This window comes from Enterococcus sp. DIV0421 (assembly GCF_051713745.1).
GTDB classification, from domain to species: Bacteria; Bacillota; Bacilli; order Lactobacillales; family Enterococcaceae; genus Enterococcus_D; species Enterococcus_D casseliflavus.
In genome coordinates this window covers 14762-31734 of the sequence record NZ_JBIOQM010000001.1, presented here as the reverse complement: position 1 = coordinate 31734, position 16973 = coordinate 14762, and the positions used below count along the sequence as shown (strand labels likewise).

13 protein-coding genes and 1 riboswitch are annotated in these 16973 nt (G+C 43.9%); all 13 genes read left to right on the top strand.

Going from position 1 to position 16973, the window contains the following annotated elements:
* Window positions 1-132: 132 nt before the first annotated feature.
* The 13 genes from purC to mgtA all read left to right on the top strand — a co-directional run bounded on the left by purC (window position 133) and on the right by mgtA (window position 16833).
* Window positions 133-858: a phosphoribosylaminoimidazolesuccinocarboxamide synthase gene (gene purC, locus IGI96_RS00125; protein ID WP_086372828.1), complete on the top strand. Its 726-nt coding sequence runs from the start codon at window positions 133-135 to the stop codon at window positions 856-858.
* A complete protein-coding gene (gene purS / locus IGI96_RS00120) occupies window positions 849-1121 on the top strand; it encodes a phosphoribosylformylglycinamidine synthase subunit PurS (protein WP_005230018.1) in 273 nt (90 codons plus the stop codon). Before purC ends, purS begins: the two co-directional genes overlap by 10 nt.
* Complete coding sequence (gene purQ, locus IGI96_RS00115; protein WP_016613328.1) at window positions 1118-1795, top strand: phosphoribosylformylglycinamidine synthase subunit PurQ; 678 nt, start codon at window positions 1118-1120, stop codon at window positions 1793-1795. Before purS ends, purQ begins: the two co-directional genes overlap by 4 nt.
* Window positions 1788-4016 carry a phosphoribosylformylglycinamidine synthase subunit PurL gene (gene purL / locus IGI96_RS00110; RefSeq protein WP_176462024.1) on the top strand — a complete coding sequence of 743 codons (2229 nt, stop codon included), beginning with the start codon at window positions 1788-1790 and terminating at the stop codon, window positions 4014-4016. The genes purQ and purL overlap by 8 nt, the downstream gene beginning before the upstream one ends.
* Complete coding sequence (gene purF / locus IGI96_RS00105) at window positions 4001-5425, top strand: amidophosphoribosyltransferase (RefSeq protein WP_016613330.1); 1425 nt, start codon at window positions 4001-4003, stop codon at window positions 5423-5425. Before purL ends, purF begins: the two co-directional genes overlap by 16 nt.
* Before the next feature lie 115 nt (window positions 5426-5540).
* On the top strand, window positions 5541-6587 hold the full coding sequence (purM, locus tag IGI96_RS00100) for a phosphoribosylformylglycinamidine cyclo-ligase (RefSeq protein ID WP_005236392.1): 1047 nt from the start codon (window positions 5541-5543) through the stop codon (window positions 6585-6587).
* Window positions 6584-7168, top strand: a complete 585-nt coding sequence (gene purN, locus IGI96_RS00095; RefSeq protein WP_086317291.1) for a phosphoribosylglycinamide formyltransferase — start codon at window positions 6584-6586, stop codon at window positions 7166-7168. Before purM ends, purN begins: the two co-directional genes overlap by 4 nt.
* Window positions 7161-8696 carry a bifunctional phosphoribosylaminoimidazolecarboxamide formyltransferase/IMP cyclohydrolase gene (gene purH / locus IGI96_RS00090; protein ID WP_101698948.1) on the top strand — a complete coding sequence of 512 codons (1536 nt, stop codon included), beginning with the start codon at window positions 7161-7163 and terminating at the stop codon, window positions 8694-8696. The genes purN and purH overlap by 8 nt, the downstream gene beginning before the upstream one ends.
* Before the next feature lie 16 nt (window positions 8697-8712).
* Window positions 8713-9999, top strand: coding sequence for a phosphoribosylamine--glycine ligase (purD, locus tag IGI96_RS00085; RefSeq protein WP_101698949.1), 1287 nt, complete (start codon window positions 8713-8715; stop codon window positions 9997-9999).
* A gap of 169 nt (window positions 10000-10168) precedes the next feature.
* On the top strand, window positions 10169-11083 hold the full coding sequence (locus tag IGI96_RS00080; protein ID WP_016611032.1) for an aldo/keto reductase: 915 nt from the start codon (window positions 10169-10171) through the stop codon (window positions 11081-11083).
* A 210-nt stretch (window positions 11084-11293) separates the two neighbouring features.
* Complete coding sequence (gene guaC / locus IGI96_RS00075) at window positions 11294-12271, top strand: GMP reductase (protein ID WP_270288114.1); 978 nt, start codon at window positions 11294-11296, stop codon at window positions 12269-12271.
* A 121-nt stretch (window positions 12272-12392) separates the two neighbouring features.
* Window positions 12393-13493 (top strand): non-hydrolyzing UDP-N-acetylglucosamine 2-epimerase, encoded by a 1101-nt coding sequence (gene wecB, locus IGI96_RS00070; RefSeq protein ID WP_016611033.1) that lies wholly within the window; start codon window positions 12393-12395, stop codon window positions 13491-13493.
* A 389-nt stretch (window positions 13494-13882) separates the two neighbouring features.
* Window positions 13883-14054: riboswitch (M-box (ykoK) riboswitch) on the top strand.
* 187 nt (window positions 14055-14241) lie between these two features.
* A complete protein-coding gene (gene mgtA, locus IGI96_RS00065) occupies window positions 14242-16833 on the top strand; it encodes a magnesium-translocating P-type ATPase (protein ID WP_010749598.1) in 2592 nt (863 codons plus the stop codon).
* Window positions 16834-16973 lie beyond the last annotated feature (140 nt).

Sequence of the window (16973 nt, the reverse complement as noted above, 5' to 3'; positions counted from 1 at the left end):
GAACATTCGTGTTTATTAATGTGTAAATGTACAGATAATCGTTGACCCGCTTTTTCAGCGTTGTTAGAATAATAAACAAATAAAGATGTGTGTCATCGCTATGTGAAAAATAATACTTAACTGAGGTGGAATATGGAATCAGAAGTGCTTCTTTATGAAGGAAAAGCCAAGAAATTGTTTAAAACCAACGAAGAAGATGTGTTGAGAGTCCTTTATCTGGACCAAGCAACTGCGCTGAACGGTTTAAAGAAAGATGCAGTCGCAGGGAAGGGTGCCCTAAACAATCAGATCACTGCGCATCTTTTTCAGCGTTTAGCTGATAAAAATGTCCCAAGTCACTTTCTTCAATTAGTGTCTAAACACGAACAATTAATTCGAGCTGTCACCATGATTCCTTTAGAAGTCGTTGTTCGCAATACGGCTGCTGGTAGTTTTTCAAAGCGCTTGGGCATCGAAGAAGGAACCAAACTGCCAAAGCCGATCGTGGAGTTTTACTACAAAGAGGATCGCTTAGATGATCCGTTTATCAATGACGATCATGTGTTCTATCTGGGTCTTGCTACAAAAGAGGAACTGGACCAGATCAAAAAACTGGCGCTACAAGTCAACGCTGCGTTACTGGAAATCTTTGCAAGTATCCAGATTCAACTGATCGATTTTAAAATCGAGATCGGCAAAACCAAGAAGGGCGAGTTGCTCCTGGCTGATGAGATCTCACCAGATACTTGCCGCTTATGGGATATGGGTACAAATGAACATCTTGATAAAGATGTCTATCGTCGTGATTTAGGGGACATCGTTCCTGTTTATGAAGAAGTTTTAAATCGTTTAGAAAAGGAGAATTCAACATGTATTTAGTCAAAGTTTACGTCACTTATAAGGAATCTGTTTTGGACCCTCAAGGAGAAGCCGTCAAAGGAGCTGTTCATCGCTTAGGATATCAAGATGTCAGTGATATTCGCATCGGGAAATACTTTGAAATCAAAGTGACACCTTCCAACAATCAAACACAAGCAGCAGTAGCAGAGGAGATTGAAGCGATCTGTGACAAACTTTTAGCAAACGTCAATATGGAAACCTACCGTTATGAAATAGTTCAAATGGAGGAAGCAGCCCTATGAAATTTGCAGTGATCGTCTTTCCTGGATCAAATTGTGATGTTGATTTGATGTGGGCAATCAAAGATATCATGGGGGCAGAAGCAGAATATGTGCGCCATGATGCAGAAAGCTTAGCCGGTTTTGACGGTGTTTTGCTTCCAGGAGGATTTTCTTATGGTGATTACTTAAGATGCGGAGCGATTGCCCGTTTTTCTACGATCATGTCAGAGGTCATTCGTTTGGCAAATGAAGGCAAACCTGTCTTTGGTACCTGCAATGGGTTTCAAATTTTAACGGAAGCGGGCTTGTTACCAGGGGTTTTACAAAGAAATGAATCATTGCATTTTATTTGCAAGCCGGTCCGTCTGCAAGTGAATAATCGAACAGCTTTTACTTCTGAATATGAAACGGATCAAGTCATTACGCTTCCTGTCGCTCATGGTGAGGGCAATTATTATTGTGATGAAACGACTTATCAGGAATTGGTTGCCAACAATCAAATCGTTTTCCGTTATGAAGATAACGTCAACGGCAGTCTACACAATATCGCTGGTATCTGCAACAAAGCAGGCAATGTCCTAGGCATGATGCCTCATCCAGAACGAGCGATGGAAAGTTTATTAGGCTCAGAAGATGGCAAGAAGTTTTTTGCTTCATTATTGAAAAATTTTGGGAAGGTGCCGGTAAATGGATAAAATGATCGTAAAAGAACCTACACCACAAGAAATCAAAGATACGAAATTATACGAGCAATGGGGATTGACCCAAGAAGAATATCGGATGATCTCAGAAGATATTTTGGGACGTTTACCAAACTATACCGAAACTGGACTCTTTTCAGTGATGTGGAGTGAACATTGTTCTTACAAAAATTCCAAACCTGTTTTGCGGAAATTCCCGACAGATGGGCCGCAAGTACTGCAAGGTCCGGGAGAAGGTGCGGGCATCGTGGATATCGGCGATGATCTAGCTGTCGTATTTAAAGCGGAAAGCCATAATCATCCTTCTGCGGTGGAACCTTATGAAGGAGCAGCAACTGGTGTTGGTGGGATCATCCGCGACATCTTTAGTATGGGAGCAAGACCGATTGCTGTTTTAGACTCCTTACGATTTGGTGAGTTAGATAATCCAAGAACGAAATATCTTTTGGAAGAAGTCGTTGCTGGGATCAGTGGCTATGGCAACTGTATCGGGATTCCGACCGTCGGTGGTGAAGTGGCATTTGATCCTTGTTATGAAGGCAATCCGTTAGTCAATGCCATGTGTGTAGGGATCATTGCCCACAAGGATATTCAAAAAGGGCAGGCCAAAGGTGTTGGGAACACCATCATGTATGTCGGCGCAAAAACAGGACGCGACGGGATACATGGGGCGACTTTTGCATCGGAAGAATTTGTCGAAGGAGAAGAACAACAACGTTCCGCCGTACAAGTCGGTGATCCTTTTATGGAAAAACTTTTGTTGGAAGCTTGTTTGGAATTGATCGTGGATCATTCGGACATTTTAGTCGGAATTCAAGATATGGGTGCTGCTGGATTGGTTTCTTCTAGTGCCGAGATGGCATCAAAATCCGGATCAGGTTTGCGCTTAACATTAGATGATGTTCCACAACGAGAAACCAATATGACGCCTTATGAAATGATGTTGTCAGAATCCCAAGAGCGGATGCTGATCTGTGTCAAAAAAGGGCATGAAGCTGAAGTGGAAGCTCTCTTTAAGAAATACGATCTAGAAGCAGTCGTGATCGGTGAAGTGACGGATGATGGCAACTATCGTTTGTTCCATCATGGACAGAAAGTCGCTAATTTACCAGTGGATGCTTTAGCTGAAGATGCACCGACTTACTACAAAGAGATGGCAGAACCAGCACGGATCAAAGTGTTTAAGGAAACACCGGACTTTGTTCCAGTGATTCATTCAGCAACGTCTGTATTTGCGGATCTGCTGCAGCAGCCGACGATCGCTTCGAAACGCTCGATTTTTGAAACCTACGATTCGCAAGTTCGTACCAATACCGTGGTAGGACCCGGCAGTGATGCGGCCGTTTTACGAATCAAGGGAACCAATAAAGCCTTGGCGATGACGACTGACTGTAATGCTCGTTACCTTTACTTAGATCCTGAAGTCGGCGGACAGATCGCAGTTGCAGAAGCTGCTCGAAATATCGTCGCTTCCGGTGGGCGTCCATTGGCGATCACTGACTGCCTTAACTTCGGCTCGCCAGATAAACCAGAAGGATTCTGGGAGTTATCTACGGCTGCTGACGGGATCTCAGAAGCTTGTCGTGTACTAGAGACACCAGTAATCTCTGGGAACGTCTCCTTATACAACGAAACGGACGGACAATCGGTCTATCCAACGCCTGTAATTGGGATGGTCGGATTGATCGAAGAGCTGGCGCATATCACGACGCAGCATTTCCAAGCAGCAGGGGATGTGATCTATGTCCTAGGGGAAACCCATGCTGATTTCAATGGGTCTGAATTGCAAAAACTGCAGACAGGAAAGATCGCTGGGCGTTTAATGTCCTTTGATCTTGAAACAGAAAAAACGAACCAACATTTGGTTACCGCAGCGATCCAAGCAGGTCTTGTTCAAAGTGCCCACGACTGTGCCGAAGGTGGTTTAGCGATCGCTTTAGCCGAATCCGCTTTTGACAAGGGCTTTGGTCTAAATGTGACCGTGTCATTGCCAGCAGCACAATTGTTTTCAGAAACCCAATCCCGTTTTGTGCTTTCAGTCGCACCTGATAAGCAAGCAGCTTTTGAAGCACTGGTAGGTGCTGCTGCAATAGCGATCGGGGAAGTGACTGCTGATGGCCAGATTCGCATGCAAGCACAAGATGATACGATCGAGATGCCCCTTACTGAGGCGAAATTGAAATGGGAGGAAGCCATTCCATGTTTAATGAAGTAAAGAGCCTCAACGAGGAATGTGGGGTTTTTGGTGTTTGGGGTCATCCAGATGCCGCTCGTGTCACCTACTTCGGACTACACAGTTTGCAACATCGCGGCCAAGAAGGTGCTGGGATCGTCACGAATGATGCGGGAAAACTCAATGGTCACCGTGATTTAGGTTTGCTAGCGGAAGTGTTTTCGGATGAACGTGTCCTCCAGCGTCTGACAGGAGATGCTGCCATTGGTCACGTTCGTTACGCAACTGCTGGTAATGGTAGCGTTGATAATATTCAACCATTTTTATTCAAATTTTTTGATCAGCAGATTGGCTTAGCTCATAACGGCAACTTGACGAATGCGAAAAGTCTACGGAAATCATTAGAAGAGGCTGGTGCGATTTTCCACTCGAATTCCGATACAGAGATTCTCATGCACTTGATCCGTCGCAGCGAAGAACCGCTTTTTATGGATCGGGTCAAGGAGGCATTAAATCAAGTTAAAGGTGGATTTGCGTACCTTTTACTGACGGAAAATGCCATGATCGCAGCACTAGACCCCAATGGCTTTCGGCCATTGTCAATCGGGAAAATGGTCAATGGTGCTTATGTGGTGGCTTCAGAAACCTGTGCGTTGGAAGTCATCGGTGCGGAATTTATTCGTGATGTCCGACCGGGCGAAGTCGTGATCATTGATGATGCAGGCATTCAAATCGAGCAGTATACCCAAGAAGTACAACCGGCGATTTGTTCGATGGAGTTTATTTATTTTGCCCGTCCTGATTCCAACATCGCTGGCGTCAATGTTCATCGTGCCCGTAAAAATATGGGCCGTCGCTTGGCAAAAGAGGCGCCGATCGAAGCGGATATGGTCATTGGTGTACCGAATTCATCCTTATCTGCTGCCAGCGGGTACGCAGAAGCTTCAGGTATTCCTTATGAATTGGGCTTAGTAAAAAATCAATACATTGCACGAACGTTTATTCAACCGACACAGGAGTTAAGAGAGCAAGGCGTGCGAATGAAGCTCTCAGCTGTTCGTGGCGTAGTCGAAGGCAAACGAGTGATTCTAGTCGACGATTCGATCGTCCGAGGAACCACCAGCCGCCGTATCGTGCAACTGCTAAAAGAAGCAGGTGCCAAAGAAGTTCATGTGCGTATCGGTTCGCCACCTTTGCGCTATCCGTGTTTTTACGGGATCGACATTCAAACAAGAAAAGAATTGATCGCAGCCAAATATACGGAAGCTGAGATTTGTGAAAAAATCGAAGCAGATTCTTTGGCCTTTTTAAGTGAAGACGGGTTGATCGAAGCGATCGGTTTAGATTTCGACGCACCTTACTCAGGATTGTGTATGGCCTATTTCAATGGCGATTATCCAACCCCTTTGTATGATTATGAAGAAAACTATCTCGCGTCTTTAGCTGAATAAATTGTAGGCAAAAATGGCTTTTCAAACGAAGCAGTGAAGGACCGCTGGTTTACTTGCGTTAACGACGAATGAGCTGAATGAAGAAAAGCGGATGAATGATTGAGGAGGAACGAACGTGGCAAATGCATATGCAAAAGCCGGTGTCGATGTCGAAGCCGGTTATGAAGTAGTCGAACGGATCAAAAAGCATGTGAAACGAACAGAACGACTAGGCGTGATGGGGGCAATCGGGGGCTTTGGCGGCTGTTTTGACTTATCATCGTACCAATTGAAAGAACCGGTACTCGTTTCTGGGACTGATGGTGTAGGAACCAAGCTTTTGTTGGCGATCCAACAAGAACAGCACACAACGATCGGCATTGATTGCGTCGCGATGTGCGTGAATGATATCGTCGCTCAAGGGGCAGAACCTATCTACTTCCTTGACTATGTTGCAGTTGGTAAAAACGATCCGGCAAAGATCGAACAAATCATTGCTGGTGTCGCAGAGGGCTGTGTGCAAGCGGGGGCTGCCCTGATTGGTGGAGAAACCGCTGAAATGCCGGGGATGTATCAGCCGGAAGAATATGATCTTGCTGGTTTCGCCGTAGGGATCGTCGAAAAAAGTCGGTTGATCACTGGAGAAACCATCAAAGAGGGCGATGAGCTGATTGGTTTGCCTTCTTCAGGCATTCATTCCAATGGGTACTCTTTAGTCAGAAAAATCTTTTTTGAACAGCATGGCTATACAGGAGCAGAAACGTTTGCGGAACTTGGCAACCAAACGCTTGCAGAAAGTTTATTGACGCCAACGAGAATTTACGTTGATGCACTGAAACCTTTATTGACAGAAGGATTGTTAGCTGGAATTTCTCATATCACAGGTGGCGGCTTTGTTGAAAATATTCCACGGATGCTGCCTGAAGGACTTGCGGCAGAAATCGCCTTAGACACTTGGCCGCAGTTGCCAATATTTGATATGATCGCTACTCATGGCGCGATTCCTCATCAAGAAATGTTCGAGATTTTCAATATGGGTATCGGTATGGTCTTAGCCGTTGCGCCAGAAAATGTTGCGGCTGTGATGGCACTTCTATCCGCCAATGAAGAACAAGCATACCGGATCGGTAAAGTGACCAAACGTAACAACGAAGCCGTTTGCTTCAAAGAGGCAGTCCGATGAGGATCGCCGTCTTTGCTTCTGGAACGGGCAGCAATTTTACAGCAATCGCCGATGCGATCCAAGCAAATAAAATCAAAGGAGCGCAGATCGGGTTGGTCTTTTCCGATAAACCTACAGCGCCAGTAATAGAAAAAGCCCGCGCGAGAGACTATGAAACGCTTGTCATAGAGCCAGCGGCATTTGCATCAAAAGCAGCCTTTGAAAATAAATTGATCGAAGAATTGCAGGATCATGCCATCGATTTTATTGTTTTAGCAGGGTATATGCGAATCATCGGCAACACTCTATTATCCGCTTATGAAGGCAGAGTCATCAATATCCATCCCTCCTTGTTGCCGAGTTTCCCAGGTAAATCTGGGATCGCCGATGCCTTCGCTTACGGCGTGAAAGTGACGGGAGTGACGGTTCATTATGTCGATGCCGGCATTGACACAGGGCCAATCATTGCCCAAGAAATCGTTCGGATCGACACCGACGATACATTAGCAAATGTGACAGAAAAAATTCATCAAGTAGAACATCAAATCTATCCAGCTGTTTTAGCTGAAATCGTGGAAAAGGGGCTATCGAATCGTGAATAAACGTGCATTAATCAGTGTGTCTGACAAAGAAGGACTCGTACCATTTGTCCAAGAATTGACCAATTTAGGATTTGAGATTATCTCAACTGGCGGGACAAAAATGGCCTTGGAACAAGCGGGGCTTCAACCGATCGGCATCGAAGCGGTCACAGAATTTCCTGAAATGATGGATGGTAGGGTCAAGACGCTACATCCACGGGTGCATGGTGGTCTGTTAGGACGGCGTGATCTGCCTTCTCATATGGAGGCAATGGCTGAGCATGGCATTTTACCGATCGACCTTGTTGTCGTCAATCTTTATCCATTTAAAGAAACCATCAGTAAGCTTGACGTCACAGAAGCCGACGCAATCGAAAATATCGACATCGGCGGACCAAGTATGCTGCGTTCTGCGGCGAAAAATCATGCCTCAGTAACTGTTGTCGTTGATCCCAAGGATTACGACTGGGTTTTAACTGAGCTGAAGGAAGGCAATACGACGTTGGCATCAAGAAAGAAATTAGCTGCCAAAGTCTTCCGCCATACCGCAGCTTACGATGCCTTGATTGGTGAATACTTGACCAAAGCGGTGGCTGAAACAGAAACAGAGACCTTGACGAAAACCTATGTTTTGAAACAAACATTGCGTTATGGTGAAAATAGTCATCAGAAAGCTTCCTTCTATCAAGACGCATTACCCGTGCCATATTCGATTGCCAGCGCAAAACAAATCCACGGCAAAGAATTGTCTTACAACAACATTAAAGATGCTGACGCTGCCTTGCGGATCGCAGAAGAATTTACAGAGCCAACTGCAGTAGCCCTCAAGCACATGAATCCCTGTGGGATCGGAAGTGGAGAAACGATTGCTGAAGCTTTCCAAGAAGCTTACGAAGCAGACCCAGTGTCGATTTTTGGCGGGATCATTGTTTTGAATCGTCCAGTTGATGTGGCAACTGCGGAGCAACTGCAGCGAATTTTTCTTGAGATCATCATTGCACCTGCATTTGAAGAAGAAGCACTAGAAATCTTAACGAAGAAAAAAAATCTGCGCCTGCTGGTTGTTGATTTCGAAAAAGCAGCCAAACAGCCAGAAGTTGTCTCTGTCCTTGGGGGCTTATTGGTGCAAGAACCAGATGATCAAATGGAAACACCAGAAGATTGGACCGTGGTGACAAAGAGAAAGCCGACACCAGAAGAAATCGCAGCTTTGGCATTTGCTTGGAAAGCGGTGAAACACGTGAAATCTAATGCCATCGTTTTAGCCAATCAACAGCAAACCGTCGGGATCGGCGCTGGTCAAATGAACCGCGTGGGTTCGGTGAAAATCGCCGTCGAACAAGCCCGTGAAAACAATAAATTGGCCGGTTCAGTGCTGGCAAGCGACGCCTTTTTCCCAATGGATGACAGTGTTGAATATGCAGCGCAACAAGGAATCAAAGCGATTATTCAACCTGGTGGCAGTATCAAAGATCAAGAGTCGATCGACATGGCAGATAAATACGGTGTGGCGATGGTCTTTACTGGTGTTCGTCATTTTAAACACTAAGAAATAGGAGAAGACGATGAAAATACTTGTTATTGGTAGTGGCGGTAGAGAGCATGCCGTCGCAAAAAAGTTTCTGCAGGATCCTCAAGTGGAAACAGTCTTTTGTGCGAAGGGTAATCCCGGTATGCGAAAAGACGGGATCAAGACAGTCGCAATTGAAGAGTCCGATCATGAAAGTCTAATTGCTTTTGCTCAAGAGCAGGAGGTTGATTGGACCTTCGTTGGTCCGGAAGTTCCGTTGCTAAATGGCATCGTAGATGATTTTCAGGGGGCGGGCTTGGAAATTTTTGGCCCCAATCGACAAGCAGCGATGATCGAAGGATCAAAAGAGTTTGCCAAAGAATTGATGCGGGACAATCAGATTCCGACAGCAGACTACCAAAGTTTTACAGATAGTGCGCAAGCAAAAGCATATATCCAGCTTAAAGGTGCACCAATCGTTATCAAAGCGGATGGCTTAGCTGCGGGCAAAGGCGTAGTCGTCGCTGAAACCGTTGATGAGGCGAATGCGGCTGTCGAAGCGATGCTAGAGCAAAATGCTTTCGATGAAAGTGGTGCAAAAGTGGTGATCGAAGAGTTTTTGGCTGGAGAAGAGTTTTCGCTATTGGCATTTGTGAAGGGCGAAGCCGTCTATCCAATGGTCATTGCCCAAGACCATAAACGTGCCTTCGATGGCGATTTAGGTCCGAATACAGGAGGTATGGGGGCTTATACGCCGGTACCGCAGATTCCGCAAGAAATGGTCGATCAAGCGGTAGCAGAAGTTTTACTTCCTGCAGCGAAAGGGATGATTCGCAACAATACACCGTTTACGGGGATTCTCTATGCAGGTCTGATTGCTACCAATGATGGACCGAAAGTCATCGAATTCAATGCGCGTTTTGGCGATCCAGAAACACAAGTCGTGCTAAGTCGCTTAGAAAGCAGTCTAGCCCAGATCATTGATGATCTCTTACAGGACCAAGTACCTACGATCCAATGGAATCAATCGGCTTCGATCGGTGTCGTGATTGCCTCTCAAGGATATCCAGGCAAGTATCAGCAAGGAATGCCTGTCCCAAGCCCAGAAGGAGAAGGAACGCAATTCTTTTATGCAGGAGTGGAGGAGACTGCTGATCAAGGCGATTTGACGGCAGCTGGTGGTCGTGTTTTTCTTGTGGAAGCTTCAGCTGAGGATTTAGCTACTGCCCAAAAGAACGTCTATGAAGCAATCAATAAATTGCCTTTGTCGGGTTTGTTTTATCGAAATGACATTGGTGACAAAGCCTTACACTATAGCAACTCATCAAAGGCGATGAAGTAAAGAACGTTTCAATGCGTAATGCAAATTGAAAGTAAAGGAGGACTGCCAGTAGAACCGATCGGTTGTGCTGGTGGTTTTCGTTTTATGGGAGGTTTTTTTGACGTTGGTATAGCGTTTTCATCTTGTTGTGCTAAAATAGGAGTGTAGCTTAAATAAGGAGGAACTTTACGTGAAAAAAATTAAATTCGGTCCCACTGATTTAGAAGTATCTAGCGTGATTTTAGGCTTGATGCGAATCAACAATGCCAAAGATCCTGTGAAGGTCTTGACGACTGCGATTGAAAATGACATTACCTTTTTTGACCATGCCGATATCTATGGACGCGGGGAGTGTGAAACGATTTTTGCGGAAGCATTAGCAAAAACGGATGCCAAAAGAGAAGAGTTGTTCATTCAATCAAAATGTGGCATCGTTCCTGGTGAAATGTTTGATTTTTCGAAAGAGCATATTATCTCTTCTGTGGAAGGCAGTTTGCAACGATTGAAAACCGATCATTTGGATGCGCTATTGCTGCATCGTCCTGATACTTTGTTTGAACCAGAAGAAGTGGCAGCTGCCTTTGATCAATTAGAAAAAGACGGCAAAGTGAAATACTTCGGTGTCAGCAATCAAAAACCTGGTCAAATCGAGCTATTGAAAAAATATGTTTCCCAACCTTTAGTAGCGAATCAGCTGCAATTCGGGATCATGCATACGGGAATGATCGATCAAGGAATTCATGTCAACATGACGGATGCTGGTAGTGTCGATCATGATGGAGAAATTCTTGAATATTCTCGCTTGCATGAGATGACGATCCAAGCTTGGTCTCCGTATCAATATGGTTTCTTCGAAGGTGTCTTTATCGGTAACGAGAAATTCCCAGAGTTGAACGAAAAATTGACCGAACTAGCGGACAAGTATCAAACGACACCAACAGGTATTGCTTCTGCGTGGATCTTACGTCACCCTGCAAACATGCAAGTGATTGCTGGAACGATGACCCCACATCGGATCGAAGAAATCGCGCAAGCATCTTCGATCGTATTGACCCGCCATGAATGGTATGAGGTGTATAAAGCAGCAGGGAACATCTTGCCGTAATTTATTAGTAAATCCCGTTTTTTTCAGTACTTATAAGGATGAATGTTCGCAAATGACGAACATTCATCCTTTTTTTTCAAAAAGTATTTCTAAAAAGCTTGTATTTCACTTCTAGGTGGTTTAAATTGTTGTGGGCGTTAAAAATAGGCTGAGGCCATTTGATGCTTGCTTCACTCTTAGTAAGATTTGGAGGATATTTTTATGTTTGACATGAAAGTTTTTGATTACGAAGATATACAACTGATTCCTAACAAGTGTATCGTGAACAGCCGTTCAGAATGTGATACTACGGTGACATTAGGCGGACACTCTTTTAAGATGCCTGTCGTTCCTGCAAATATGCAAACGATTATTGATGAGTCGATCGCAGAATTTTTAGCTGAAAATGGCTATTTTTATATTATGCACCGCTTTGATGAAGAAGCACGGATTCCATTTATCAAAAAAATGAAGAGCCGTGGCTTGATTGCTTCTATCAGCGTAGGTGTCAAAGAAAATGAATATGCCTTTGTGGAAGAACTAGCTGACAAAGAGCTTGTTCCTGATTTTATTACGATCGATATTGCTCATGGCCACTCAAACGCCGTGATCAATATGATCCAACACATCAAGAAGCATTTGCCAGCAACGTTTGTGATCGCTGGAAATGTTGGAACACCAGAAGCAGTTCGTGAATTGGAAAACGCTGGTGCAGATGCAACGAAAGTCGGCATTGGACCTGGGAAAGTTTGTATCACAAAAATCAAAACTGGTTTCGGAACTGGCGGCTGGCAGTTAGCAGCACTACGCTGGTGTGCCAAAGCTGCTCGCAAACCAATCATTGCAGATGGCGGCATTCGGACACACGGCGATATCGCTAAATCTGTCCGTTTCGGTGCAACAATGGTCATGATCGGTTCATTGTTTGCAGGTCATGAAGAATCACCTGGTGAAACGAAAGTAGAAAACGGTGTTGTGATGAAAGAATACTTTGGTTCTGCATCAGAATTTCAAAAAGGTGAAAAGAAAAACGTGGAAGGAAAGAAAATTTGGATTCAATACAAAGGTTCTTTGAAAGACACGTTAGTTGAAATGCAGCAAGACTTGCAGTCATCGATCTCTTATGCAGGTGGAAAAGATTTAGAATCGATTCGTAAAGTGGATTACGTAATCGTGAAAAATTCGATTTTCAATGGAGATACGATCTAAACAGGATACTAAAGAAGCGACCTTCTATTGGTCGTTTCTTTTTTTGTAAGAAGAACCATTTTGTTTTTCTGTTTTCTTCGTTATAATAGAAGCAATGAAGAGTAGAGGAGCGGGTGACCAAATGACAATCAAAGTGATGTCAGTGTTCGGTACCAGACCGGAAGCCATCAAAATGGCGCCACTAGTAAAGGAATTGGAAAACGACCCGCGTTTTGAATCGATCGTTGTGGTGACGGCGCAGCATCGAGAAATGTTGGATCAAGTATTAACGGTTTTTGAGATCGCACCAGACTATGATCTGGATATTATGACTTTAGGGCAAACCTTGACAGGGATCACCACCAAAGTTTTACTGGATCTAGAACCGATCCTGCAAAAAGAAACTCCTGATATCGTGCTGGTTCATGGAGATACGACCACCGCTTATGCAGCCGCGACGGCCGCCTTTTATCAGCAAATTCCTGTGGGTCATGTGGAAGCCGGTTTGCGCACATGGAACAAAAAATCTCCTTATCCAGAAGAAGCCAATCGTCAGTTAATCGATGTCTTAGCTGATTTTTATTTTGCGCCGACTTCCCAAAGCAAAAAAAATCTGCTGGCTGAAAACCGCAATGAGGCTGCGATTTATGTAACAGGTAATACCGCCATTGATGCGATGCGTTATACGATCTCGGAGGAATACCAGCATCCAGAACTTTCCGCAGCAGATCAAACCATGATCCTATTAACAATGCATCGTCGAGAAAACTTAGGTGCTCCGATGCAGCAGGTCTTTCGTGCTTTAGCACAGATCGCAAAGGAGAAGCCAACGATCAAAGTGGTTTTCCCTATGCACAAGAATCCCCAAGTCCGAGGGATTGCTCAGGAGATTCTTGGGGAACTAGCAAATGTTACGTTGATTGAGCCTTTAGATGTCATTGATTTTCATAACGTTGCGAATCAAAGTACCTTGATTTTGACGGATTCCGGTGGTGTCCAAGAAGAAGCGCCGTCATTAGGCGTTCCTGTTTTGGTCTTGCGAGATACAACAGAGCGTCCAGAAGGCATTGCTGCAGGTACGTTAAAACTGATCGGTACGTCTGAAGCTGCGGTTTATCAGGAAACAAAGCGACTGCTAGAAGATCCAGAAGCTTACAATGCCATGGCACATGCAGAGAATCCATACGGCGATGGGAAAGCAAGCCAGCGAATCCTGCAAATTTTAGCCGATCATTTTTCGTGAGAGCTAGAGTGAATAATAATTCTCCCAGTATAGGTGAACATAGAGAAAGAGGCAGCTGTTTGTTAAATGGCTGTCTTTTTATATACATGAAACCTGCGGGAACGCCGTTTCCATTTTTCGTTGATTGTGACAAACGAAGAAGCTTGATTAAGTGTGAGTTTCGCTTTGAAAGGATTTCTGTTCATCTGCTCGTATATAAAGGTTTATCAAGTATAAAATCACATCAGTTCTTTAACATTGTTATTTTATTGTAAGACCTTTCATTTGAAAACCTATGGAAAACTTTGAAAAAAGGGTACTTTTTTCCTTAGATGCTGTTGACATTGGTTAGGATAGCAGTTATTATGTGGGTAGTTGGAAGAAAGACTTCCGACGAACTGACATTTTATACAAATAATTGTTAGGTGAGGCTCCTATATGGACACAAGCTGCTGCCGCAAAAGCATCGAGAGATGCTTAGTTGGTAGGACAGGTCTAATCGTGAAGGTTAAACCCAAAGCAGCTGATAGCAAATTTGCTATCTACGCCCTATAGTGCTAAAGCTCTACAATGATCATGAGTTTTTTACGCATGCTTATTGGGAGCGTGCGTTTTTTTGTGTCTTTTGCGCGCGTTCCACAGTGACTTACCTAATAAAAAGAAAGGAAGATTCACATGGAATACCCCAGTCCCCAGATGAAACAGCGGAGTAGTTATCGAATCGCTAGGGGTGGCGTAAGCAACTCCTAAGTGCTAGGAGGAAAAAAAGATGTTAAAAAAACTATCGAAAGATCAAGAACTAAAATTACTTGCAAAATTGACCGAAAGAGAATTATTGATGGAGATGCGGACCTCCTTCCAAGGGTTATCGGAAGAAGATGCTGCAGAACGTTTAGCAGAGTATGGTCCAAATAAAGTCGACGCACAAAAACCAACACCCGCTTGGTTGATGATCTTAGGCGCTTTTAAAGATCCCTTTGTGTTAGTTTTAGCCCTATTAATGATTATTTCTTTTGTAACAGGCGATATTGAAGCAGTGATCGTGATGGGAATCATGATTTTAGCCAGTGTCATGATTACTTTCGTCCAAGAATACCGTTCCCAAAAAGCAAGCTTAGCGTTAAAAGAACTTATTGAAAATACTTGTTCCGTAACCAGAGATGGAATCACGAGAGAAATTCCAATGGATGAAGTCGTTCCTGGAGACATCGTCACCTTAGCAACTGGCGACATGATCCCTGCGGATGCGATCTTGATTTGGACCAAAGATTTATTTATCAATCAATCTTCATTAACAGGCGAATCAATGCCCGTTGAAAAATTTGTCGATGCTGGGATCAAAGAAAGCGATGAACAAATTTCTGCACTAGATATGCAAGATCTTGTTTTCATGGGTACCGATGTCTTAAGTGGTCAAGGAAAAGCCATTATTTTGAAAACCGGTCAAAGTACATTCTTTGGCGATATTGCTAAAAATGCGACCACGAAACGCGGCAAAACAACCTTTGAAGATGGCTTAACGAAAGTCAGCAAACTATTGTTGCGAATGGTCATGGTTCTTTTCCCAATCGTTTTACTGATCAATGGATTAACCAAGGGTGATTGGGGCGAAGCGTTGTTCTTCGCGATTGCAGTAGCAGTTGGTTTGACGCCAGAAATGCTACCAATGATCGTTACCAGTAACTTAGCCAAAGGGGCGATCTCTTTGTCAAAAGAAAAAGTGATCGTCAAAGAATTGCCTTCGATTCAAAACTTAGGTGCAATGGATGTCCTATGTACCGATAAAACGGGTACGATCACCGAAGATCGTGTCGTGCTGGTACAACATTTAAACCCGTTTGGCGTAGAAGATAAACAAGTTCTTGATATGACCTATTTAAATTCTTACTATCAAACAGGGTGGAAAAACCTGATGGATATCGCAGTGCTAAACTACTATGAAGAAGAAGGTTTGGCAGCGCCATTTAACGATGTGACAAAAATCGATGAGATTCCTTTTGACTTTTCACGTCGTCGCTTGACGGTTGTTGTCAATGCGGATGGTCATCAACTGATGGTCACAAAAGGTGCAGCTGAAGAAATGGAACAAGTCTGCAAGTACGTAGAAGTTGATGGCAAAGTGATGGAACTGACTCCTCAATTGAGAGAGCAATTACGTCAAGTGAACCTGCGCTTGAATAAACAAGGGATGCGTGTGTTAACGGTTGCCGTAAAACGCGATGCCCACGCAGATGCCGTTTATTCTGTAGCAGACGAACAAGACATGATCATGATTGGCTTTATGGGCTTCTTAGATCCAGCAAAAGAAACAGCCAAAACAGCGATTGCTTCTTTACATGGTCATGGCATCAATGTCAAAGTGTTGACTGGAGATAATGCGATCGTTGCGCAAAAAGTTTGCCGAGATGTTGGTATCGATGCAGATGAATACTTATTGGGAACCGATATTGATCATCTATCAGATGAAGAGTTAGCAGCGAAAGCTGCAAAAACCAATCTGTTTGCAAAATTAAACCCAATGCAAAAATCACGAATCATTGAAACCATTCAAGCAGCAGGCCATACGGTTGGCTTTATGGGAGATGGCATCAACGATGCGCCTGCTTTACGCACGGCAGATGTTGGCATCTCGGTTGATACAGCAGCAGATATCACCAAAGATGCCAGCTCGATCATTTTATTAGAAAAAAGTTTAAATGTCCTTGATAAAGGGGTCATCGAAGGGCGCAAAGTATTTACCAATATGATGAAGTACATCAAAATGACGTTGAGTTCGAACTTCGGGAATGTCTTCTCGATCTTAGTTGCTAGTGCCTTTTTACCTTTCTTACCAATGTTGTCCATTCAATTGTTGGTTCAAAACTTGGTGTACGATATGGCACAATTGACGATTCCATGGGATAACGTAGACAAAGCAGAGTTAGAAAAACCAGTTAAATGGCAAGTAGGCGGACTATTGAAGTTTACCGTCGGCATTGGACCGGTCAGCAGCATCTTTGATATTTTGACCTTCTTTGTGATGTGGCATGTCTTCAGTGCAAATACGATCCAAGAGCAAGCCTTGTTCCAAGCAGGATGGTTTATGATCGGCTTAACGACACAAACCTTAGTCGTTCACATGATCCGAACAAGAAAATTACCATTTATCAATAGTATTGCTTCACCGGCAGTCTTGATCTCCAGCGTCCTAGCAATTGCAGTTGGCTTCTTAGTTATCTTGACGCCATTGCACACCGTCTTCGATTTTGCGGCGCTGCCATCAAGCTACTGGCCATGGTTTATTGGTATCAATTTCGCTTATTTAGTAACAGTTGAATTTGCCAAACGCATTTATATTCATGTAACGAAAGAATGGATTTAAAAAAACAGGTCGGCGTTCTTCCTATGGAGGGGAGAATTGCCGATCTGTTTCTTTTTATCCGATCTCTGTATTATTTTTTTCTCATCTTAAGAAAATTCTTTTTGATTCAAGTCGAATCCTTCACAAGTAATAAAAGGAGG